Below are 22981 nucleotides of genomic sequence, written 5' to 3'. Positions count from 1 at the left end.
TATGAGACAAAGTTTACAAACAGCTTTTTCTTGTTCTTCTTTTCTTCTCTCCTATCCTGAACTAGGGTGGAGAGAAGCTGTAACTGAATTGCAAGAAGAGGTTGAAACAATAGAACAGGAAGACGTTAAAGCGTCACTTACAGCCTTTATAAAGCAAGTGCTAGATAAAACGAATGATCAACTCATTGATAGTTACGTATATACATTCGATTTTGGTAAGAAAACAAATATGTATCTTACTTATATGAACACTGGTGAACAAAGAGAAAGAGGTATTGAATTACTGGAGTTAAAACAGCATTATAAAAAATCTGGTTTTGAAGTAACAGATAAAGAATTACCTGATTATTTACCGCTATTGCTTGAGTTCTTTGCAAATGCAAATGAGATAGACAGTGAACCAATTATGAGTAAATACACGGAGAATATACAAGCGTTACACGTTCAATTAAAAGAAGCAGACAGTATGTATGAACCAATTCTTGCGGCTGTTCTACTCGCTATCGAAACATGGGGTGTACAGACAAATTAGAAAGGAGAGTTGTTAAAATGATGGATCAATTTCTATGGGTATTGTTTCCCTATATCATTTTTGCAATCTTTATCGGTGGACATATTTTTAGATACAACTATGATCAATTTGGATGGACATCAAAATCTAGTGAACTATTAGAAAAGAAAATGCTCCGACTCGGAAGTCTATTATTTCACTTTGGGATCATGTTCGTAATTGGCGGTCATGTTATGGGGATTTTAATTCCAGAAGCTGTATACCGTTCAGTAGGTATTTCTGAGCATATGTATCATGTAGTAGCAATTAGTTTTGGGCTTCCGGCAGGTGTTGCTTCTATTAGCGGTTTAATTATATTAACGTACCGCCGCGTAACTGTAAAACGTATCATTGCAACGAGTACAAAGGGAGATTATATTGCGCTTATTTTATTACTTATCGTAATGCTAGCAGGACTTTCCTCAACATTTTTAAATATCGATTCAAAAGGATTTGATTATCGTACAACGATTGGCCCTTGGTTCCGAAGTCTCTTTATTTTCCAACCGAAAGTTGAATATATGATGGAAGTACCAATATGGTTTAAAATTCACATTCTCGCAGGGATGGGGCTTTTCGCAGTGTGGCCATTTACAAGACTTGTACATGTATTTAGTGCCCCAATTAAATATGTAAGCCGTAGTTATGTGATTTACAGAAGACGTATTCCTAATGAGTTGAAAAAATAATACTGCTGTAAACGGATAGGAGCTAATGGTTAAAACGAAACGAGGTCTAATATGGAAGGCCTCGTTTTTGTTTACATAGGGAATAAATGTTAATAAGTAGTTTAAATTGAAAAAAGATTAGCATCTAAATAAGATGCTAATCAATGCTACAAACAGAAGCAGAGCAATCTTCACAAGCAATTTCACATTTTAAAAATTGTAAATCGTGGATTGTAATCTTTCCTTTATGAATTGAAATTGTACCTTGCTTTTTTAATTCATTTAACATTCGATTTACACTTTCACGTGAAGTTGCACAGAAATTAGCGAGTTCTTGATTCGTTAATGGTAAATCGATGAGAATGCCATTTTCTTTTAATACACCGTAACTATTTGTCATTCGTATAAGAGTAGAGTACAGGGCACCTTTTTTGCCGTGTAATACTAAATCTCGGAACTTCGTTTGCATTCTTCTTAAATGTTCACTAATCCATTTCATAAATTCAAATACAAGAGCGGGTTTTTGGAGTAATGCTTTTTCTAACGCTTCACGTTTTATTACACCTACTTCAACATCTTCAAGACATTTTGAGTTTAATAAATATTTTGCATTATCCGTGAACAATGTTAATTCTCCAATAATGTCATATTCCGAACAAATTCGAAGTGTTAATTCTTGTCCGTCAGCACTAAGTTTACTAATTTGTACTTTCCCTGAGTGAATGATATAGAGTTCTGTTGCCTCCATACCTTCTTGAAAAATAAAACTACCTTTTTTTATCTGCATTTTATATTCAACAGATGCAAGTAATTCTTTTAAATCTTGAGATAATGTCATACTGTTTGCCACAGTGATCACCTTTCTTCTTATAAGCAATACATTTCCTATTTTGAGTGTAAGTATGATGAAAATGCAAGAGCTATTTAAAAATAAATTGAAATTTCAATGACCGTAAGGAGGAGTGGCTAAAGATGTGAACAAAATGCGAACGGATTTGTGAAAATTTTTTGAATGGGGAAAGTGATGTGAGAAAAGTCACATTGAATATGTAGCTTCTTTTTTATAATGAAGGCAAATAAAAAAATGAAAGCTTACTAAGGATTGCAGCAGAAAAGAAGGGATATAGATGCACGAGAACATGAAAGATTCTTTAAAGCGGCCACTTCAAGATTTACGCATTTCAGTTATTGATCGTTGTAATTTTAGGTGCACATATTGTATGCCTGCTGAAGTGTTCGGACCTGATTATGCTTTTTTACAGAAAGAGTGTTTATTAACATTTAATGAAATAGAAAGGTTAGCTAGATTATTTATAAGTATGGGAGTTAATAAAATTAGGCTTACTGGCGGTGAACCTTTATTGCGTAAAGACTTACCGAAATTAATTGCAAGACTTACAAATCTAGAAGGCTTAAAAGACATTGGACTCACAACAAACGGAATTCATTTAGCAAAACAAGCTAAGGCGCTAAAAGACGCGGGATTAAAACGTGTAAATATTAGTTTAGATGCGATAGAGGACCATGTCTTCAAAAAAATTAACGGAAGAAATGTAAGTACAAAACCTGTACTGAAAGGAATAGAAGCAGCAAATGCTGCTGGATTAGAAGTAAAGGTAAATATGGTCGTAAAAAAAGGGATGAATGATAGTCAAATTCTTCATATGGCTCGTTATTTTAAAGAAAAAGAAATTCAGCTCCGTTTCATTGAGTTTATGGATGTAGGCAGTACAAACGGATGGAATTTTGAAGAAGTCATTACGAAGGAACAATTAATAGAGAAAATTAATCGTGTATATCCAATTGAGCCCGCTCAGCCTCGTTATTTTGGAGAGGTTGCGAAATTGTATCGATATGTAGGGAGTAATGCAGAAGTTGGATTTATTACTTCTGTTTCTGAGTCATTTTGTTCTTCTTGTACGAGAGCTCGTATTTCGGCAGACGGCAAGTTTTTCACGTGCCTATTTGGAGCGAAAGGAACGGATTTGCGAACGCTTCTTCGAGAAAATATTTCTGATGCATCACTATTAAAAATTTTAAATGATACATGGCGATATAGAACAGATCGATATTCAGATGAAAGAACGGTTGAGAATACAAGTAAACGTCCAAAAGTTGAAATGTCTTACATTGGTGGATAGTGAAAGGAGGATTTCTTATGCAAGAGCGTTATTCAAGACAAGTGTTGTTTTCTGGAATTGGTGAAATGGGACAAAGAAAAATAAGAGAAAAGCATGTGCTCCTAATCGGTGCGGGTGCGCTAGGAGCTGCGAATGCAGAAGCACTTGCTAGGATGGGAATTGGGAAATTGACAATTGCTGATCGTGACTACGTCGAATGGAGTAATTTACAGCGGCAGCAGTTATATACAGAAGAAGATGCGCAGCAGTGTAAACCAAAAGCAATTGCAGCAGCAGAACATGTAAGAAAGATTAATTCTGAAGTGGAAATTGTACCAGTTGTAACAGATGTCACAATGCGAGAAATAGAAGAGTTAACAAAAGATGTGGATCTCATATTAGATGCGACTGACAATTTCGATACGCGTCTACTTATAAATGACATTTCACAAAAAGAAAATATACCTTGGATATATGGCGGATGCATTGGGAGTTACGGTGTAACGTATACAATTCTTCCTGGGAAAACACCATGTTTTCGCTGTCTAATGGATCATCCTATGGGCGGTGCAACATGCGATACAGCCGGAATCATTCAGCCAGCTGTACAAATGGTCGTTGCTCACCAAGTTACAGAGGCGATGAAAATATTGGTGGGTGATTATGAATCATTAAGAGGGTCGATGTTGTCATTTGATATTTGGAACAATCAATATCTCTCATTAAAAGTAAATAGACAGAAGAAAAGTACATGTCCTTCTTGTGGGAAATCACGAACGTATCCAAGCCTAATATTTGAAGCGCAAATGAAAACGGAAGTGTTATGCGGACGGAATACAGTTCAAATCCGTTCAGGAATAAAGAGAAATCTTAATTTAACCGAAATTCAAAAACGATTACAAAAAAGTGTACATGTTAAAAAAACGCCTTACTTACTATCATTTCTAGTTGATGAATATCGTTTTGTTTTATTTATAGACGGTAGGGCATTTATTCATGGGACAAATGATGTAAAAATAGCAAAACGATTATACGCCAAATATATAGGATGAACAGAAAAATCGTTTTTTCCTTATTAAAACGAGGTGAAAAAAGAATGTTAGATAAACGTATACCAATTCCAGTAGCAGAAGCAGTTGCTCGTGTAATGAAATATGCCTACCAAGGTGAAATGGAAAAGGTTTCTCTTATAGAAAGCTACGGTAGAACACTTGGAGAAGATGTTATTGCAGATCATGATGTTCCGCATTTTGATCGCTCTCCGTACGACGGGTTTGCGATTCGAGCGGAAGATACAAAAGAAGCGAGTAGTAGTAACCCCATTCAATTTGAAGTAATTGGCGAAATTGGAGCAGGCTTTGTTTTTACAGAAGAAGTGAAAGAATTTCAAGCTGTCCGTATTATGACAGGTGCCGCAATTCCGGAAGGGTGTAATGCGGTTGTTATGTTAGAGCTAACGGAAGGATTTGAAGAAAACGAAAAGATTTATATGGTATTAAAACGTTCTTTCTCTTCTGGCGATAACATTTCTTTTAAAGGAGAAGATGTAAACCAAAATAGCATCCTTGTGAAAAAAGGGACTGTTATTAATCCTGGAGTAGCAGCGCTTCTTGCTACGTTTGGTTATAGTTCCGTACATGTTATAAAACAGCCGGTTATTGGAATTGTAACGACAGGAAGCGAACTGCTTGAAGTACATGAACAATTAAAGCTAGGAAAGATTCGAAATAGTAACTCTTATATGATTGCTGCTCAAATTGAACGAGCCGGCGGAGTTGTACAGTATTATGGGCAATTCGCTGACGATTTAGAGACGTGTTATAACACTGTAAAAAAAGCGATGAAAGAAGTCGATATTTTAATTACAACTGGTGGCGTTTCGGTAGGAGATTATGACTATTTACCTGCTATTCATAAGAGGTTACAAGCTAATGTACTTTTTAACAAAATAGCGATGCGACCAGGAAGTGTGACAACTGTAGCTGAGGTAGAAGGAAAACTACTATTTGGTTTATCTGGTAATCCTTCTGCTTGCTATGTCGGTTGTGAATTATTTGTTCGGCCAGTTATTCGAACATACTTGTATAAGAAAAATCCGCACGTATTTCGTGCAGAGGCAATATTACAAAAAGACTTTCCGAAAGCAAATCCATTTACTCGATTTGTAAGAGGGAAAGTGGAAATTGTAGATGGAACATTGCAAGCTATACCAGTTGGTTTAGATAAATCTAGTGCAATTTCTTCACTTGCAGAGGCGAACGCATTTATCGTCCTGCCGGGAGGAACGAGAGGATTTGAAGCAGGAATAACTGTTTCGGTACTGTTATTAGAATCAAACGCTGGAAGTGAGTGGCCTTGGGAAGAACCACTTCGATCATACAAATAATAGAAAAATAGATTACTAACTTATACAAAGATAAGAGGTGCAAAATGATACAAACGTATTATGAAGTAATTGATACACCTATTTCAATTGAGGAAGTTACAAACAAAGTAATTCGTCGTGAGTGTGGCGCAGTTACTACTTTCGTTGGTACTGTTAGAGAATTTACGAAAGGACGTCGTACGCTACATTTAGAGTATGTAGCATATAAAACAATGGCAGAAAAACAACTTGAGAGAATTGGTACTGAAGTAGGAGAGAGGTGGCCTGGGACATTTGTCGCCATTACACATCGCATTGGTACATTACAAATTTCTGATCTTGCTGTTGTCGTCGCTGTTTCTACACCACACCGGAAAGCAGCCTATGAGGCGAACGAATATATTATGGAGCGTATAAAACAAATCGTTCCAATTTGGAAGAAAGAATTTTGGGAAGATGGTGAATCATGGATTGGTGATCAGTTAGAGAATGTAGCATATGAGAATGGTGAGCCTGAAGAGGAGATGAGAATATGATTGAAGTACTATTATTTACACATTTACAAGAAGAAGTAAGTAAGCCAGCATTACAAATCGATTGTGAAAATATTACAGTTGCTGAACTAAAGAAGGTACTCATTAAGAAATACAACGTAGCGATTTCAAATGAAATCATGGTAGCTATAAATGAAGAGTATGCAAATGAGAATGACATCATTCAAACTGGTGATACTGTGGCGATGATTCCGCCAGTAAGTGGTGGTTGATTCTTTTCGACCTAATCATGTTACGACGTGATTAGGCTGGAGAGAATGAATATAACTATGCATACATAGGAGGGAACAGGATGAAAAGTCCTAATTTTCAATTAAGTTTACAAACTTCTAATCTAATTATAGGTTTTATGGTATGGGTCATTTTATCATCATTAATGCCTTATATTAAAGTGGATATCCCATTAACTGCGGGGCAAATTTCTATGGTCACAGCAGTACCCGTTATTTTAGGTTCTGTTCTTCGCATTCCAATTGGTTATTGGACAAATCGTTTCGGAGCAAGAAAATTATTCTTTATTAGTTTTATTCTATTATTACTTCCTGTCTTTTATATTAGTGTTGCCAATTCTATGATGGATTTAATTATTGGTGGATTATTTGTAGGAATCGGTGGTGCTGTATTCTCTGTAGGAGTAACTTCTTTACCAAAATACTTTCCGAAAGAGAGTCATGGTTTTGTAAATGGTATTTACGGTGTCGGTAACGCCGGAACAGCAATTACTTCATTTTTAGCGCCTGTTATCGCAACTTCAGTTGGCTGGAGAACGACAGTACAATGTTATTTAGTTTTACTTGCAGCATTTGCACTTATGAACTTTTTATTAGGTGATCGTAAGGAGAAAAAGGTGAATACACCATTAATGGAACAAATAAAAGGTGTATATAAAAATGAGAAACTTTGGTTTTTATGTATCTTTTACTTTTTAACATTCGGATCATTTGTCGCATTTACAGTATACTTACCAAACTTTTTAGTATCTCACTTCGGATTAGAGAAAGTAGATGCTGGTATGCGAACTGCAGGATTCATCGTACTCGCAACAATTATGCGTCCGATTGGTGGTTGGCTCGGCGATAAGTTTAATCCATTTAAAATATTAATCTTCGTATTTATCGGTTTAACACTTTCAGGTATTATTTTATCATTCATGCCTAGTATGAACGTGTATACATTTGGTTGCTTACTAGTCGCATTTTGTGCAGGCATTGGTAATGGTACAATCTTTAAACTCGTTCCAATGTACTTCTCAGAACAAGCAGGTATTGTAAATGGACTCGTTTCAGCTTTAGGCGGACTAGGAGGGTTCTTCCCGCCCCTAATTTTAACATTACTATTCCAACTAACAGGCCATTATGCAATTGGATTTATGGCATTATCAGAAGTCGCACTTGCTTGTTTAATCATTACAGTGTGGATGTATAGTCAAGAAAAGCTGTTAGTGATGTTAAAGAATCATTAATAAGGAAAAAGAACCATCCCAAAGTATTTTGGGATGGTTCTTTTAGTAATAGGCTTCAACATGTTTTTATTGATCTCTCAATAAACGCTTGTTTTCTATAAGAATGTGCTTTTAAAATGAAGATGTCAAAAGTTATTCAATTAAAGGGCAGATTAATTAAGGAAATCTTAAATCTATTCTAAAGATCGAACTCATTTTTAGAACGCAAATATTTAATTGAATCGGGATGTTTAGATGAAAAAAATATAAGTCCACTCAAGATAAACAAGTATCAGGTGTGTTAGGTAGTTTAAGCGACAAGTATAGGATTGATGCAAGTATCCTTCGCATAGTAACTGCATTATCAGATTTTTTTAGGGCCAAATTTTTTGGTAAGGTTAATGGATATTGTGAAAAAGTATACTTAAAATAAAGAAGATAGTTTAGGTCAATAAGATAAAATTATGAATTTGTATAAATAATCCATAATTTTCTTTATGAGTTATATTTGGTATGTTAAAGAAAAGAGAGGAGAGGGAAATGAAATAAGAATTTTTGATGCACATTTTCATATTATTGGTTTAAGTTTTTCTGATTATTGAGAATTGAAGGGGTTTTCCGACTGATTAAATGTGATTCATATTTAGTAAATTGTTTAATCCAACTAAAATATATTTAGAATGAGGTTTTACATGTTTGTTTTTATTATACTAGACGTAATATTACCAATATTAATATTAATGCTAATTGGTGCAATCTTACAAAGAAAGTTCCAATTTAACTTAAAGCAGCTTTCTACACTTATTACTTATTGCTTAATGCCAGCGGCTGTATTTGTGAATATATATGATATTAGTATAGAGACAGGTTTGTTGCTCCAAATAATATACTATTTAATGCTTTATAGTCTGAGTCTAATCATAGTAAGTCATTTCATTTCAAAAACATTAAAGTTAGAAAAAGGAGAAAGTGCAGCTCTAAAAAATAGCATTTCGTTAATGAATTCCGGTAATTATGGGTTACCAGTAAGTCAATTGATTTTCAGTCACAATCCAGTGGGGGTTTCCATTCAGATTTTTATTGTGATTTTCCAGAATCTTTTAACTTATTCATATGGGATATATAACTTACTATCAGCAACAAAAACAATCGGAGGTATTATTCAATCATTTCTAAGACTGCCTGTATTTCATGCGCTCGTATTAGGGGTTCTCTTTCAATCTTTTAGAATTCAAATACCTAATTCTATCTTGCTACCTCTTAATCAGCTTGCGAATGGTTTTGTTGCAATAGCACTCATATTGCTAGGGGCGCAATTATCCAACATTAAACTTAATTTTTTCCATCGAGTCATAACATGGGCTTTAATTGGAAGGTTACTGATGGGACCATTATTAGCACTTGCTGTAATATACATACTAAACATCGATGGTATTGTTGCACAATCGTTATTTATTGCAAGTTCTTTTCCTACTTCAAGAAATACATCAACCATTGCTATGGAATATCAAATAGAGCCTGAATTACATGCACAAATCGTTTTATTTTCAACAATTTTCAGCATTATTACAGTAACTGTCGTTATTTATTTATCATATATTTTGTTTTGAATATACGTGCAAAAACGAAAAGATTTGAGGCGGTAAATGATGGACAGAAGTCCTATAGATATGAGAAGAAAGCAGTCTTTCATATATTGGGTGTCGTTTACAATTGTACCATGTTTCAAAATCTAGTGACTTAATTCAAAAAAAGAAACTTATTAGGGTTTATTTCGTATGGAAATCTTTAAAGTATTTACATATAGACTTGCGAAAAAAAGACACAATCTCGCTTATAATTAAAGTTATATGAGCTTAGGGTGATAGCGATGGGGTGGGAGTGTCAAGTAAGAATTTTATGCATAATTGCCACTAAGGGAGATGATTAAAAGTTGAGTAAACAGAATATCAGCACAATAGTTTCAGGAGATTTGATTGTTACCCATCTAATTGGCCAGATTAATACAGAGGATGTGTATGAATGGTTTAATGATTTTGAGCAGGTTTGTCAGCAATTTATTTCTGAGGGTCGGAAATACAAATTGTTGGTGGATAGAAAAGGGTATACCCCAAATCATTTTTCTGTTCAAAAAGTATGGAAAGATAAGTTCTTCAATGAAACCATTTTGAATCATAGTAAGGCAATTGCATTTCTTCTTGAAGAAGGAGAGATACTGAAGTATTTACAACAATCCAATACAAAAGAATCCGTGGAGTTTTTTGATGATTATGAACAAGCGCTAATTTGGTTGAATGAATATCCAATATAAAAACTGAATAGAAAGAGTTGCTCGTAATGTTACACTTGTCATGAAATTTATTTGTTTACAAGTTGCAAACACCATTTATTTTCTTCATAGATTGCTTGTGAAATAAAAGAACAGAACTACAATAAAAAGAACAAACGTCCCCTAAAAAACGTTTGTCCAAAGGTAATTACTATTTTAACTAAGAAATAGATTACAATTTATGTGTACGAGAAATCTTTTTTATAAGTTTAGGCAATATAGATGTTAGTTCTTGCTTCAAACGCTTCGTAAATGATGGATCTTTACCAGAAGTTGAAATAGTGACAACATATTCATTATTTCTTATAACGCCAGGTGTGTGAAAAGATGATTCTGTACCATCACTTACAACGTTAACCCACTGGAAATCATGAGCGGCCTGTTTGACCATCATATTTACAGCGTGTTGATTTGTAGCTGCATAAATAAGGTGAGCATCTTTAATATCATCATTACTAAAAGCTTTTTGCTTCCAAGTAATATAAGAAAGTTCCTTCATTTCCTCGCAAATTTCTGGGCTGACAACAGTGACGAAAGCGCCTGTATCTTTTAATCCAGACGCTTTTCGATATGCAATTTTACCTCCACCAATGATAACAACCACTTTATTTTGTAGATTAAACATAAGAGGGTACATGTTATACATATATGCATTCCTCCATTCGTTCTAACAATGTTAGTTTCATATATGTATCAAACTGAAGACAGTTACAAGTCGTAACATGATTGTATTTTTTTGTATGCAATTCAATTTTTTGAAGTAATAATCCGGTAAAGAGAAGGTATGGCATGACATATACATGGGACGCAGTCGATGTTATAGCCTTGAGCTCGGCAGTAAAAGAGGGAGTTCCTTTCGTTAAAAAGGAACAGGATACTGGCATACCAAGTTTTCGTTCGATAGCTGCTCCGATTTGTTGTAACTCATATATCGGTTGTGTATCACTACTGCCTCGTCCTACGAGTAAAATACTACTATTTTGCATTGGCATAGCTTCACGTATTCTTTTCACTACAAGTTCCACCATATGTGGATGTGTACTAAAAGGAGGTACAACTGAAAATGTTATTTGTGGATATTTCTTTTGTAGTTGTTCTATTTCAAAAGGAATATCACGTTTATAGTGAGCTGCTGCAAATAATAAAACAGGTACAATCATTATTTCAGTTACTCCCTCTATTATCGTTTCTGTAACTGCATCCGAAATAGTAGGTGTCGTTAGTTCTAGAAAAGCTATTTTTTGAATTCTTTCGTTTCGCTCTTTCATAACAGATTGAATAAATTGAATGAATTGTTCATTACCTTCTTGTAGCCGGCTCCCATGTCCAACATATACAATTCCTTTCATTGTCTCACCATGTCTTTCTTCATAAGAGTTTCTTGTAATTGATGATCTACGTTATGAAACCCAACTTTATTTGCATAGTATAAAGTTGGAACATCGGTATACGAGAATGGGAGAGTAAGAATATTGATAAAGCCAAGGCGTTTTATTTCTACTAGAAACGTATCAATAGAAGCACGACCTTCAAATACAATGCTATCCCATGAGAATTCAGAAAGCATACGTGAATGAATTTCATCGAAGCGATGATCAATTGTGTACTCATGAGTCATCATATAGGAACCAGCACCAATTTTTTCTTGAATAACAGCAATTCGGTTAATGTTTCGTCCTAAATAAACTGTTGTATTGGAAGAGAACTCTGCTTGTTTACTTAGTAGCCCATATTGCATAAGTTTTTCTTGAGTGGCAACGTTCATATGTTGTAGTTGCGCTTGTAAAGAACGAATATCTTTTTGGTGTTTACTACATGATTGCATCAATATTTCTACACTTTCAGCTGAACAAAAAACAAGACGATTAACGTTAAAAATTTCATTGATTTGTTCAAGTGTTAATGTGTATTCTACCTTTTTGAAAGTAGGAATTTGATATATTTCTGCACCGGCTTCTTGTAACTTTTGCTTCATTGAACTTGTTTTATTCGTTGCAGATGCAAATAAAACTTTTTTCTCGTGTAATGGTTTACGTTCTTTCCAAGCGATCTGATCCCGTAAGGAAACGACATCACCAATAATTGTCATAGAAGGATTAGAAATATTTTCGTTTTTGACAATAGAAACAATGGTAGACAGTGTCCCTGTGACAACGCGCTGTTTACCAGTTGTACCCCATTCAATGACTGCTACTGGCGTATCTTCTTTTTTTTCTGCTTGTAGTAAGTTTTCACAAATTGTAGGTAAGTTTTCTATACCCATGTAGTAGGCAATTGTGTCGCTATTGTGAGATGAATTATATTTTCCATGGTCGGTTAAAGGACCTTTTGCATGTCCGGTTAATAAAGTGACGCTATTACTGTAGTCACGGTGGGTGAGGGGAATACCTGCATAGATACTAGCGGCGATGCTAGATGTAATACCTGGTACAATTTCATATGGAACGTTCGCTGCTGCTAAAGTTTCTGCTTCTTCACCGACACGGCCAAAAATAGATGGATCTCCGCCTTTTAAGCGGACAACGATTTTTCCTTCTCTCGCAAATTGAAGGAGATGGGCGTTAATCATTTCTTGTCGCATAATATGATTCTTTGGCATTTTTCCGCAATAAATAAGTTCACATGTTTCTTTTGTATAGCGAAGAAAGGAAGGGTTTAATAAACGGTCATATAAAACGATATCTGCACGCTTTAAACAATCTATCGCTTTCTTTGTAATAAGCCCTTCATCACCTGGTCCTGCACCAACTAAATATACATATCCGTTCATCATCGCACCTCATCAATTTTTATTTAAAAGGAAGCCAGAGGAGGCTTCCTTTCGTAAATTACATGTATATATAAATGTCACCATCAATAACTTTTACTTCATACGTTTGAATACAGCCGTCATCAGGTTTTTGAACTTCACCTGTTATTAATGAGATTTTCCAATCATGCAGTGGACAAAAGACGAATTCTCCAGATACAATGCCTTCTGCTAACGGTCCGTTTTTATGAGGACAACGATTTTCTACAGCTCGAATATCACCATTTGACAGGCGAAATAGAGCGATAGATATACCTTTCATTTGTACTTCTTTACCGATTTGAATAGGAAGGTCTTCCGCACGCATAACTTTTATTTTTTCTTTCGTTTGTATCATATAGATCACAGCTCCTTATTTCACAGTTTCGACTTCATACATCGCTTTTAATGACTTCGTTTCTAGTGCTTGTCCCCATGCTTCCGTATATGTACTACGAGCTGTTTGGAAACGTTCATTTAATGTAGTAACCATACTTTCATCTTGAAGTATTTCCCTTATGTGATCGAAGCCTAATCGTTCTGTCCAGTAGGCAGTACGCTCTCCGTAAATACCAGTTTCACGATAATATTGCATGTAAGCTGTAGCGATGCGAAGGACATCATCTTCAGTAGGGACGATCATTACAAAATCAGCTTCGCGTACTTCTGTACCACCATTTCCGCCAATATAAAGTTGGTATCCATTTTCGACACATACAACGCCAAAATCTTTCGTCAGTACTTCCGCACAGTTACGTGGACAGCCCGTTACACCCATCTTCATTTTATGAGGTGTATCTACCATTTCTAATGATTGTTCAAGGAGCATACCAAGTCCTAATGAATCTTTCGTACCGAAACGGCAAAAGCGAGAACCAACACATGATTTTACATTACGAAGCGATTTTGAATACGCATATCCCGAAGTCATATGTAAGTCGGCCCATACGTTAGGTAAATCTTGTTTCTTAACACCATATAATCCGATTCGGCTCGCGCCTGTAATTTTCACAAGGGGAACATCATATTTTTTCGCAACTTCAGCAATTTTCATTAAATCATCAGCTGTTGTAACGCCTCCGTACATACGTGGAATAACAGAGAATGTACCATCGTGCTGGATGTTACCGTTCATTCTTTCATTAACGAAACGAGATGATTTATCATCTTCATATTCTTCTGGAATCGCCATACGTAAATAATAGTTCAAAGCAGGGCGACATTTTGAACAGCCGTCTTCATGTGCAAAACCAAGCACATTTCGTACTTCTTTTGGAGATTTTAAACCTTTCTCGTGAATGGCTGCTACGACTTCATCACGTGATAACGTTGTACATCCGCACATACCAGTAGACTGCGCAGAAGCATCAAAAGCATCTCCGAGTGTATGAGATAAAACTTGTTCCACAAGCGGACGACATTTACCGCAAGAACCAGCGGCTTTCGTGCATCCTTTTACTTCTTCAAAAGTAGTTAACTCTTGTTCTAAAATAGCGTGAACAATTGTACCTTTCGTAACACCATTACATCCACAAATCGTGTCATCCGCGCTCATTATAGCAACATCGAGTTCACTTTCTTCACCAGCTTTGTGAAGAAGGGAAGCGGCTGTATATTCTTGTATGTCTTCTTCTTTCTTTAACATGCTAAAGAGGCGTGTACCATCAGCTGTGTCACCATATAAAACGATACCGACAACTTTATTATCACGAATTAATACTTTTTTATAGGAACGTTTACATTCATTAAAGATGGATATTGCTTTCGTTTGATCATCTTCATAAATTTGGCCAGCAGAGAATAAATCACAACCAGCAACTTTTAATTGTGTACCGACGATACTGCCCGAATATCCATCAGTTTGTAAATTTGTTATATGTTTTGCTAATATCGCACCTTGTTCATAAAGAGGAGCAACAAGTCCATATGCGATACCGTCATGCTCTGCACATTCTCCAACTGCATAAATGGACTCATCATTTGTTAGCATATAGTCATTGACTACAATACCGCGATTTACAATTAGACCAGCATCTTTTGCTATTTGCGTATTTGGGCGTATTCCGACAGCCATTACGATTAAATCACAATCTACAACTTCACCGTCTTCAAATTGAATGCCCTCAACATGGTCTGTACCAAGAATTTTTACAGTTTTCTTTTCCATTAAAAACTTCATGCCTTGTGCTTCTAAATCTTCACGCAGAAGAGCAGCTGCTTTCGTATCTAGTTGTTGCTCCATTAAGCTAGGCATTAAATGAACAACATGTACGTCCATTCCTAAATCAATTAGACCTCTTGCGGCTTCTAAACCGAGTAACCCGCCACCAATGACAACGGCCTTTTTCTTTTCTTTAGCGGTATCTATCATAAATTGTGTATCTTCAATAGTTCGAAATCCTGTTACACCAGAAAGTGCGGAACCTTCAACAGGTAAAATAAAAGCACTAGAACCTGTTGCGATAATGAGCTTGTCGTATGTAAGAGTACGCTTCTTTTCTGTAATAATAATTTTTTCTTCTCGATTAATACTTTGAACTCTTTCATTCGTATACAAGGTTATTTCGTTTTCTTCATACCAACTGTATTCATTCATAATGATATCTTGCATATTTGTTTTGCCTTGTAAAACATGAGAGAGCATAATGCGGTTGTAGTTTGGATGCGGTTCATCTCCAAAAATAGTAATCTCATATGAATCACTATCATGTTTTAAGATTTCTTCCATACAGCGAATGCCAGCCATACCATTTCCGATCATAACTAAACGTTTTTTCATTTTCGTTTCCCCTTTTTATGTGAAATATTGAACAAAGGATTATATTTTTATTATAGAAAATCAAATAAGGGGGAGATGTGATATTTATCACATTTTTATAATGATTCACAAATTGTTAAAATTCGGTTTTATGTGAAGGGGATGTGAATATTTTTCGCGAAACGAAAAAGCAGGCCATAAGTATTTACACTCATGTCCTGCACTTGATTTATGCTTTCGTAATGGCACGCGGAAATAAAATATTATTTTCTAAATGAATATGCTCAAATAAATCAGACTCTAGCGCTTCGAGGCGTTGGTAAACAAGTCGATAAGTACCGCAAGCACCTTCTGGAGGAGTAAAGTCATTTGTCACTTTACGAAGTTCTTTTATAATATTTCCAGCATGATTGTGCTCATTTTCTAGTTCATTTACTACTTTACGTAACTTAGCATAGTTTTCATTAGTTGGATTTTGTTCAAATTCTAAAATTAATGGAAAATCTTCCATTTCTTCTTTAATTAAATGCTGTTCTAATTCCATTTTAAGTTCATGAAATAGCTTATGAATTTGAGCTAAATGAGGCTGACTTGCCCCATGAACACGTAATACTTTTGTCACATATGGACTTAACTGTGGTAATTCTTCATTTAAATAGCGGTGATGCTTATTTATAACATAATCAATCAATTCACGATAAGAAGCATTTTTCCAATCAATTTCCGATTCATTTAATCGTTTCGTATTATGATAAAGCATATTTAACTCTGTAAGCACTTCAGTAGCTGATAAATTTCTTTCATGAATTGCATCAATAAGTGGCTTATTACCGCCACAACAAAAATCTATTCTATATAATTTAAAAAGATCACTAGCTTTCGGAAATTGTGTAACAATCTCACCAACAATTGAAGTTTCAGTAAATGTATGTTCCATATGAATGCCTCCATAAAATTTTAATGTAATATCTGAATTAAGAATAGCGATAAATTAAAATCTATGTAGTGATTGAAATCACTTATTCTGTGTCGTTTTTGAGAATAATAAGAAGAATGTTATTAAAATAAGGGGGAAAGTAATAAGTGGTAATGTTTTACGTTAATAAAAAAGAAGCTTAGTAAAAGCTTCTTTTTTATTACTATTTTTCACATGCAATTCCATCGCCATCACGATCAAGATGAGAGCTATAACCTGGTTGCCCTTTATGTAAAGGAGCTTTCCCAGCTGCTCTAACTGCAGCACAATTTTTGTAGTATGCACTATCAGTATTACCATTAGCTGGTTGTGTTTGAGCTTGCTGTGCTTTTTGTTCTTCTTGTTGTTTGCGAGCTTGTTCATCAGCCAGACGTTTTTGTTCTTCTTGTTGTTTACGAGCTTGTTCATCAGCCAGACGTTTTTCATCCTCTTGCTTACGAGCTTGTTCTTCGGCTAGACGCTTCTCATCTTCTTGCTTTTGAGTTTTTTCGTCCGCCTCTTTCTTTTCTAGCTCTTTTTTCTGTTCGCTATCTTTTGGCTCTTCATTATTAGAGGCAACTTTTGTACTAGTTGCTGTCGTTTTTTCAGAAGAAGGAGCTGAAATACCTAATAACGCAACAAAAATGACAAATAATACAGCTGTAATAATAAATTGTTTTTTCGCTACACCTGTTTTCTTAATAACAGATAAGATTGCTAGAACAAGGAAGAATATAAATAGAATGAAACTTAAAGTAGAAAAAAACTCGACGACGGGGTGTTCCGATTTTGTTGTACCGGCCGTTATTAATATAATAGAAATCATAAAAAGAATAACGGTAGGACGTCCATATTGTTTTGCTTTTCCATTTTTCTTAAAGAATGAAATGATACATAAGATTAAAAGAATAAAAGCAATAAAAAATAAAGCTGCACCAATATTACTTAAAATTGACATTTTCATACCTCCATTTGTAAGATTCTTCTTATTGATTATATAGGAATTTATTGGATATCACACGTTTTGTATAAATTTAGAAAATTAATATTTTTAATAGACTCATAAACATTTATTTTGTATATAAGGAAAAATGGATATATTTCCTATTACTTTTTGAAAGAGATTTCATAAATTATAGTATATCGATTGAAAGGAGGAGATTTGAATGGAATTTCAATTGTTGGTAACTTGTATATTACAAGAAGGTAATGCTTACTTTTTAGTAACGAAGGTAGATGATGTTATTACGTTAAAAGTACCGATTACTGCGGGAGTAGCAGGTTTATTTTTAGCTTTAGGTGTACCAAGATGTTCTTAATTTAAATCTCTATAGTAGAAGAGGAAGGGACATGTCTTCCTTTCCTACTATTACATAATATAATTATGTAAACTTAAATATCATATTTGTGATAGCACGTTTGAAATGGACATGCATATACTATAATGTTTCATTGGATGTTAGCGGTGAAAGGTAGTTTTAATAAGTGCATCCAGTGATATTTTTAAGCTATGAAAATAAAAGAGGTGCTATTATATATGAAAAGAAAAACATTGGATATTCCAGTTACATTGCGAAGAGAGTGGTTTTTAATAGAGTTAGCTCATTTAACGAAAAAATATGGAATTGAAATTGCAACTAGTAAAATGGATGCTGCACCGTTTTTAAGAGATCAAGTTACGGAGTCAAAGATAGGGAAAGGGCTACAATACGATAAATATGATGATGAGTATATAATTGAAAATTAAAGGGTAACAACAAAATTAAATTAATTTATAACAAAATATAAAATAAAGCAGATTCTAAATATAGAATCTGCTTTATTATGAAATACTTGTAGTCAACTAGCCTCTTTCTAGTGTTTTTCCTACATATTTCTCTTGCGTTATTCCAAAAGAGTCACGAAGAATGCGAGCATAATCTTTAGATTCTATTGGTCGTTTATTTTTGGTGCCTTTAAAGGTTTCTGTATAATTTTTATTTGTTAATGATATGTGACCATAAGTAGTTAATTTACAAGTGATAGCTCCTTTATTAAAAGGAGATTCTTTATGCTCTACAATCACTTTTTGAATCTTATTCACTTTTTTCTCATCTATTGGATCTACAGTGAAAGCATAGCCTATTTTCCATTCGTTTGAAGGTTCAGATTGTAAGAAACTTGTAGATTCCCCGTTAGCTCCTTTTCTCATTTCTAAAATATGCGTACCTTTTCGAGTATTTCGCTTACGAATTCGATATTCTCCTGTTTGAGAGGAGATGACTTCTCCGTTAAAAGGGACTGGATGTAAAGGGAGATGAGATGCAAAACCTGCATCCACAACATAATCTTTATCCTCATGACTTAATATGATAATGACATGACCATCATCGGGTTTCCATTTATTATCGTAAAGGTCATAAACAGTACCGGCTACTTTGTATACTTGAAACCCACAATCAATTAAAAAATAATACAATAGGGAGTTTAATTCATAACAAAGTCCACCTCGTTTTTGAATAAGTAACTTTTCTATTAAGTTATCTTTTGAGATATTTTTAATAGTACCAGCCATAATATCAAGATTTTCATAGGGGAGAATCATTCCCATTTTCAAGAGAATTTCATCTAAATCATCAAATGTTATTTCTTTTGCAGGAATTTCTAAGCGTTTAAAAAACTCCTTTTGTAATTTGGTCATCATAAAGTATTCTCCTTTCTTTTTACAGAATTTTCTTCTGTTCACCGATAGGTTAGTACTTCTAAAAAGTTAATTCAAGTGTGCGGAAATTATCATAATATATGTTTCTGGAAATATGATTTTCTATTCGGAAATTTCAGTTTAATTTTTAATCGTAGGAAAGTCTTATAATACAAGCTCCTTTAAAATTAGTTTGTATTTAATGAAAAGAAAGTACATATCTTTATTATATTTTTAAATAACTAACTAGTAATAAAATGTTTTTTTACTAAAATTTTTTCAAGATTTGTATGCTTTATATAAACAATAATGATTTAAAAAATATCTGGGTGTAGCGAAGTTAACAATTATTGAGAAACTTTTTTGTCGTATTCTATCAAAAGGAAGAGGTAGAAACAAAGAGAATAACGAGAGTTAAGGAAGAGGGTATACAACTAGTAACCTTCTAAAAATAGGGCTAACATCTTTTAAAAATAAAAGATTAGCTATTATTAAGGAAGGGAAAATATAAAATATTATAAAGAACACCTTCTTTCAAAAAAATAGGGGGAGTAATATGCGACTGATGAGAAGATGTGTGGCCTTACTAATTGTATTTTTTATCATGGCTCCAACGATTAGCACAAATGTACAGGCAGAAGTTGTAAAAGAGCTTGGAAAGGGGTTTCCTGATACAGAAGTATTCACACCTGGAGAATGGTTTTTAGGCCAAAAACCTGCTAATTATGATGAGAATAAACCGCCAATTCTCTTTGTACAAGGAAGAAATGGTAATGCTGATAGTTGGTATGGAAAGACAGTATATCATGATATAAATGATATGTATGATTATGCTTTAAAAGCAGGCTATCAAACAGTGTTTATACAATTGTATGATGCTGCAGGGAAAGGTTCGGCTAGTCAGTGGGATAACGGAAAATTGTTAGCACAAAAACTTGAAGAAATATATAATCATTTCGGTAAAAAAGTTAATATTGTAGCGCATAGTAAAGGTGGTATTGATACACAAGCTGCATTAGTTGAATATGGTGCGAATCGATTTGTTGGAAATGTTATTACACTTGCTACACCGCATCACGGCTCAAATTTAGCAGATTTGTCATATAGTTGGTGGGCAGGGTGGCTTGCTTCTATATTAGGTCAAAAAGATGATGGTACGTATTCGTTACAAATAGGTGAAATGGCAAAGTTTCGTTCAATAATAGATAACAACCCAGCAGCTAAATTAAACCGTTACTATACGGCTACTGGAACTAGCTGGGGACCAACATTTTCTGCATTATCTATGGGCGGGTTATATTTATCATCGTACGGTTCAAATGATGGACTAGTAAATGAATGGAGTACGAAGCTATCGTACGGTACACATTTATTTACAGATTCCAGATTTGATCATGACAATATAAGAAAAGGATCAGCTGTTTTTGCACGAATTGAACCATATTTACGTACGACAAATGTGGGATTACCAGCTTTAGTAGCATCCAGCACTAGTTCAAATGAAGATCTAGAACAATTAAATACAACTTCAAATCAAAATATTTTAGGAGGCGAATTACCACAAAATCAGTGGATAGAGCAAAGTATTTCTGTTGATAAAAAGGCTGAAGGAATAGTTTCTGTACTAACTGCTTCTTCTGATGTAGAAGTACAAATGGTATCTCCAAAAGGAAAAATCTATGCAAATAAAGATAGCGCTATAACTACTGGTGAAGGCGAATCTTTCTTTAATGGGGCGACAATTAGAACGTTTAAGTTTGATAAATTGGAAGTAGGCGAATGGAAAATCAAAATGATGGCGAAGCAGTCGAAAGATGCATATTTAGTTGTAAGCGATTACAAGGATGATGCACCATTTGTTCTTCGAATGCCTACAAAAGTTAAAGTAAATAAACCTGAGTATAAACTGAAAAAATCACCTGTAGCACCTGAAATGAAAGGGGATCTTTCCATAACAGTAAGAGTCGTTAATAAAGAAGGTAAGTTAGTCTCTGAATTTAATGAATTACAAAATGTTAATACGAATACATTTACAGGTGCTTTGAAAGATATAAAACAACCGGGAGTATATAACGTTACGATGGATATAAAAGGGATGAATAAAGAAGGAAAACCATATAATCGTACGATTGTTAAGTCGGTTTATGTAGAGAAATAAGGAAGAACAAATAAGTATAATAAAAAAGTGCAGAAATCTTGTGTTAGAAAGAATTCTGCACTTTTTTATGTGGGGAGAGATAATAGAAGTTGAAAAAAACTGTTATTCAATAAAAAAAGATGCTGAAATAGCATCTGAATGTGAAGAAATAATTTTAACTTAGTTTTGTAACTGTTAATTCCACTGAATTTATACCATTGTCACAAGTTACAATACTTTGACGATTAAAACCACTATTATTTCTAAGTTGAAGAGTTGAATTAGCAGGCACTGTAACAATCGTTTCGCCAACGAGTTGAAGACATTCGTTATTTGATGAAGTATTCATTTGAATAGCGAAATCACCTTGACTATCAGCAAGTGGATTGTTATTTAAAAATATAGTTATGACTGGGATATGTGGAAATACAGGATTTAAAGTAGTATTAATACTGGAAATGAACGAAACTCTATAATCACCAGCTTGTCTAAAGTGTATAGTAGTAGGATTTAGTAAGGAAACGCCTCCTGCTAAAGGTCCAACGTAATTAAATGAAAAAGGATCGCCAAAAGGAACAGTTATAAATTCAGTTTGCCAAAAAGTTCCGTATGCAGGACAGCTTGGTTTATGTGAATGGTCACATGAACATTTTTTATTTGAACTGGAAGAAGATTTGCATGAGCATTTTTTATACGAGTTTGAAGAATGATAGTATGAACCCAATATATTACCTCCTATTCTTAATAAATTTAAATCACATAGTAGTTTATGAAGATGAATCACAATTGGCGTGTATGCTTGTACTATAAAAGGAGATAGATTTGGAATATAAAGTGGTCAAATGATGAAGTGTAGTATTTGGGTATTACCTGTAACACCTTTTGAAGATGATAAGGTTTATAATTTGATAGAAAAATAAATGGAATTTCTAAATAGAGTGAAGTAACGAGGAAACGTTTATCCCGCTATTTTCCGAGCAGTAAGACTCCCACCTCAAAATTCAGCGAAAGCAAAGAAGTTAGGTGGGGGATGAATTAAACCCCCACTCATTAAAATTTTACTTTACTATATTTATTTAGTCTGATAAAACAGAAATATTACCTTTAGCTGTATGGATGTTATCATTTGGTGAAGTTATGATATTTAACTGTATGTATATTAGGCTATTCAGTTTATCTTTTATTTGCGTAGCTGAGCAGGAAAAAGTCAGAAAATATAGAATAATGTACATATGAAGCATCATTTGTTTTTGGTGTGAATAGTAATTAAAGATACGCTAAAATATTTAAAATTGTAACGAAAGAGAGATTAAATAATAGAAGGAGCAACTTACATGGAAAATATATTAAAGGTATCTTCAAAATCAAGCCCAAATTCAGTCGCAGGTGCAATAGCAGGAGTACTAAGAACAAGTGGTAATGTGGAAATTCAAGCGATTGGGGCTGGAGCTATAAATCAAGCGATTAAAGCAATTGCGATTGCAAGAGGGTTCGTCGCTCCAAGTGGTATTGACTTAGCTTTTGTTCCAGCGTTTCAAGAGATTTCTATCAATAATGAAGAGAGAACAGCGATTAAATTAATTGTAGGCCCTAGAAAGAAAAGGTCTTAGTAGAAGAGAGCGTTACTATAAGGGAA

General features: G+C 34.3%; 24 protein-coding genes and 1 pseudogene. 15 read left to right on the top strand and 10 right to left on the bottom strand.

The genetic code is table 11. From position 1 onward, the window contains the following. Window position 1: 1 nt before the first annotated feature. Together narJ and narI are read left to right on the top strand one after the other, a co-directional pair. The gene (narJ, locus tag EBQ15_RS10015; protein WP_001249924.1) at window positions 2–532 is read left to right on the top strand and encodes a nitrate reductase molybdenum cofactor assembly chaperone; all 531 of its coding nucleotides are present in this window, start codon (window positions 2–4) and stop codon (window positions 530–532) included. Window positions 533–549: 17 nt separating this feature from the next. Beyond that, window positions 550–1239: a respiratory nitrate reductase subunit gamma gene (gene narI, locus EBQ15_RS10010; protein ID WP_000969222.1), complete on the top strand. Its 690-nt coding sequence runs from the start codon at window positions 550–552 to the stop codon at window positions 1237–1239. A gap of 136 nt (window positions 1240–1375) precedes the next feature. Here the strand turns inward: narI and EBQ15_RS10005 are convergent, their stop codons facing one another. Beyond that, window positions 1376–2068 carry a Crp/Fnr family transcriptional regulator gene (locus EBQ15_RS10005; RefSeq protein ID WP_000013866.1) on the bottom strand — a complete coding sequence of 231 codons (693 nt, stop codon included), beginning with the start codon at window positions 2066–2068 and terminating at the stop codon, window positions 1376–1378. Between the two features lie 277 nt (window positions 2069–2345). Between EBQ15_RS10005 and moaA the strand changes: the two genes are divergently transcribed. From moaA to EBQ15_RS09960, 9 genes and pseudogenes are all read left to right on the top strand, one after another. Further along, on the top strand, window positions 2346–3359 hold the full coding sequence (gene moaA, locus EBQ15_RS10000) for a GTP 3',8-cyclase MoaA (RefSeq protein ID WP_000545033.1): 1014 nt from the start codon (window positions 2346–2348) through the stop codon (window positions 3357–3359). Window positions 3360–3376: 17 nt separating this feature from the next. Further along, the gene (locus tag EBQ15_RS09995; protein WP_001158129.1) at window positions 3377–4390 is read left to right on the top strand and encodes a molybdopterin-synthase adenylyltransferase MoeB; all 1014 of its coding nucleotides are present in this window, start codon (window positions 3377–3379) and stop codon (window positions 4388–4390) included. Window positions 4391–4434: 44 nt separating this feature from the next. After that, window positions 4435–5724, top strand: coding sequence for a molybdopterin molybdotransferase MoeA (locus tag EBQ15_RS09990; protein ID WP_000884820.1), 1290 nt, complete (start codon window positions 4435–4437; stop codon window positions 5722–5724). A gap of 44 nt (window positions 5725–5768) precedes the next feature. Further along, entirely contained in the window at window positions 5769–6239 is a 471-nt protein-coding gene (locus EBQ15_RS09985; protein WP_000616829.1) for a molybdenum cofactor biosynthesis protein MoaE, read from the top strand. After that, a complete protein-coding gene (gene moaD / locus EBQ15_RS09980; RefSeq protein ID WP_000573694.1) occupies window positions 6236–6469 on the top strand; it encodes a molybdopterin converting factor subunit 1 in 234 nt (77 codons plus the stop codon). The genes EBQ15_RS09985 and moaD overlap by 4 nt, the downstream gene beginning before the upstream one ends. An 80-nt stretch (window positions 6470–6549) precedes the next feature. Continuing rightward, window positions 6550–7719: a nitrate transporter NarK gene (narK, locus tag EBQ15_RS09975; RefSeq protein WP_000841857.1), complete on the top strand. Its 1170-nt coding sequence runs from the start codon at window positions 6550–6552 to the stop codon at window positions 7717–7719. A gap of 238 nt (window positions 7720–7957) precedes the next feature. After that, window positions 7958–8086, top strand: a pseudogene (locus tag EBQ15_RS31875) (PspC domain-containing protein); the annotation flags it as partial. A 304-nt stretch (window positions 8087–8390) separates the two neighbouring features. Next, window positions 8391–9308 carry an AEC family transporter gene (locus tag EBQ15_RS09965; RefSeq protein ID WP_000497509.1) on the top strand — a complete coding sequence of 306 codons (918 nt, stop codon included), beginning with the start codon at window positions 8391–8393 and terminating at the stop codon, window positions 9306–9308. 323 nt (window positions 9309–9631) lie between these two features. Beyond that, window positions 9632–10009, top strand: a complete 378-nt coding sequence (locus EBQ15_RS09960) for an STAS/SEC14 domain-containing protein (protein WP_000043362.1) — start codon at window positions 9632–9634, stop codon at window positions 10007–10009. Window positions 10010–10199: 190 nt separating this feature from the next. Here the strand turns inward: EBQ15_RS09960 and EBQ15_RS09955 are convergent, their stop codons facing one another. The 7 genes from EBQ15_RS09955 to EBQ15_RS09925 form a co-directional block, all read right to left on the bottom strand. Continuing rightward, window positions 10200–10673: a precorrin-2 dehydrogenase gene (locus tag EBQ15_RS09955; RefSeq protein ID WP_000282595.1), complete on the bottom strand. Its 474-nt coding sequence runs from the start codon at window positions 10671–10673 to the stop codon at window positions 10200–10202. Further along, window positions 10666–11376, bottom strand: coding sequence for a sirohydrochlorin chelatase (locus tag EBQ15_RS09950; RefSeq protein WP_000676476.1), 711 nt, complete (start codon window positions 11374–11376; stop codon window positions 10666–10668). The genes EBQ15_RS09955 and EBQ15_RS09950 overlap by 8 nt, the downstream gene beginning before the upstream one ends. After that, window positions 11373–12797 carry a uroporphyrin-III C-methyltransferase gene (locus tag EBQ15_RS09945; protein ID WP_001014933.1) on the bottom strand — a complete coding sequence of 475 codons (1425 nt, stop codon included), beginning with the start codon at window positions 12795–12797 and terminating at the stop codon, window positions 11373–11375. Before EBQ15_RS09945 ends, EBQ15_RS09950 begins: the two co-directional genes overlap by 4 nt. Before the next feature lie 58 nt (window positions 12798–12855). Continuing rightward, window positions 12856–13173 (bottom strand): nitrite reductase small subunit NirD, encoded by a 318-nt coding sequence (gene nirD / locus EBQ15_RS09940; protein ID WP_000616681.1) that lies wholly within the window; start codon window positions 13171–13173, stop codon window positions 12856–12858. Window positions 13174–13188: 15 nt separating this feature from the next. After that, complete coding sequence (nirB, locus tag EBQ15_RS09935; protein WP_000746945.1) at window positions 13189–15594, bottom strand: NADPH-nitrite reductase large subunit; 2406 nt, start codon at window positions 15592–15594, stop codon at window positions 13189–13191. Window positions 15595–15802: 208 nt separating this feature from the next. Next, entirely contained in the window at window positions 15803–16510 is a 708-nt protein-coding gene (gene ric, locus EBQ15_RS09930) for an iron-sulfur cluster repair di-iron protein (RefSeq protein ID WP_000401343.1), read from the bottom strand. 202 nt (window positions 16511–16712) lie between these two features. Further along, on the bottom strand, window positions 16713–17486 hold the full coding sequence (locus EBQ15_RS09925) for an excalibur calcium-binding domain-containing protein (protein WP_000025806.1): 774 nt from the start codon (window positions 17484–17486) through the stop codon (window positions 16713–16715). 208 nt (window positions 17487–17694) lie between these two features. Between EBQ15_RS09925 and exsG the strand changes: the two genes are divergently transcribed. Both exsG and EBQ15_RS09915 read left to right on the top strand, forming a co-directional pair. Further along, window positions 17695–17847 carry an exosporium protein ExsG gene (gene exsG, locus EBQ15_RS09920; RefSeq protein WP_000395679.1) on the top strand — a complete coding sequence of 51 codons (153 nt, stop codon included), beginning with the start codon at window positions 17695–17697 and terminating at the stop codon, window positions 17845–17847. Window positions 17848–18065: 218 nt separating this feature from the next. Beyond that, on the top strand, window positions 18066–18275 hold the full coding sequence (locus EBQ15_RS09915) for a hypothetical protein (RefSeq protein ID WP_000824207.1): 210 nt from the start codon (window positions 18066–18068) through the stop codon (window positions 18273–18275). A 96-nt stretch (window positions 18276–18371) separates the two neighbouring features. On the opposite strand, the gene EBQ15_RS09910 is transcribed toward EBQ15_RS09915, so the two are convergent. Continuing rightward, entirely contained in the window at window positions 18372–19211 is an 840-nt protein-coding gene (locus EBQ15_RS09910) for an arylamine N-acetyltransferase family protein (RefSeq protein WP_000988427.1), read from the bottom strand. Window positions 19212–19764: 553 nt separating this feature from the next. On the opposite strand from EBQ15_RS09910, the gene EBQ15_RS09905 reads away from it, so the two are divergent. Beyond that, complete coding sequence (locus tag EBQ15_RS09905) at window positions 19765–21366, top strand: esterase/lipase family protein (protein ID WP_001238707.1); 1602 nt, start codon at window positions 19765–19767, stop codon at window positions 21364–21366. A gap of 154 nt (window positions 21367–21520) precedes the next feature. Here the strand turns inward: EBQ15_RS09905 and EBQ15_RS09900 are convergent, their stop codons facing one another. Further along, window positions 21521–22069: a hypothetical protein gene (locus EBQ15_RS09900; protein ID WP_000536150.1), complete on the bottom strand. Its 549-nt coding sequence runs from the start codon at window positions 22067–22069 to the stop codon at window positions 21521–21523. Window positions 22070–22679: 610 nt separating this feature from the next. Here EBQ15_RS09900 and EBQ15_RS09895 point away from each other — a divergent pair. Next, window positions 22680–22955, top strand: a complete 276-nt coding sequence (locus EBQ15_RS09895; protein WP_000427801.1) for a stage V sporulation protein S — start codon at window positions 22680–22682, stop codon at window positions 22953–22955. Window positions 22956–22981 lie beyond the last annotated feature (26 nt).

The organism is Bacillus sp. 2D03 (assembly GCF_003946765.1).
GTDB classification, from domain to species: Bacteria; Bacillota; Bacilli; order Bacillales; family Bacillaceae_G; genus Bacillus_A; species Bacillus_A cereus.
The sequence above is the reverse complement of the archived record's forward strand: the minus strand, read 5'-3'. Positions and strand labels throughout refer to the sequence as shown.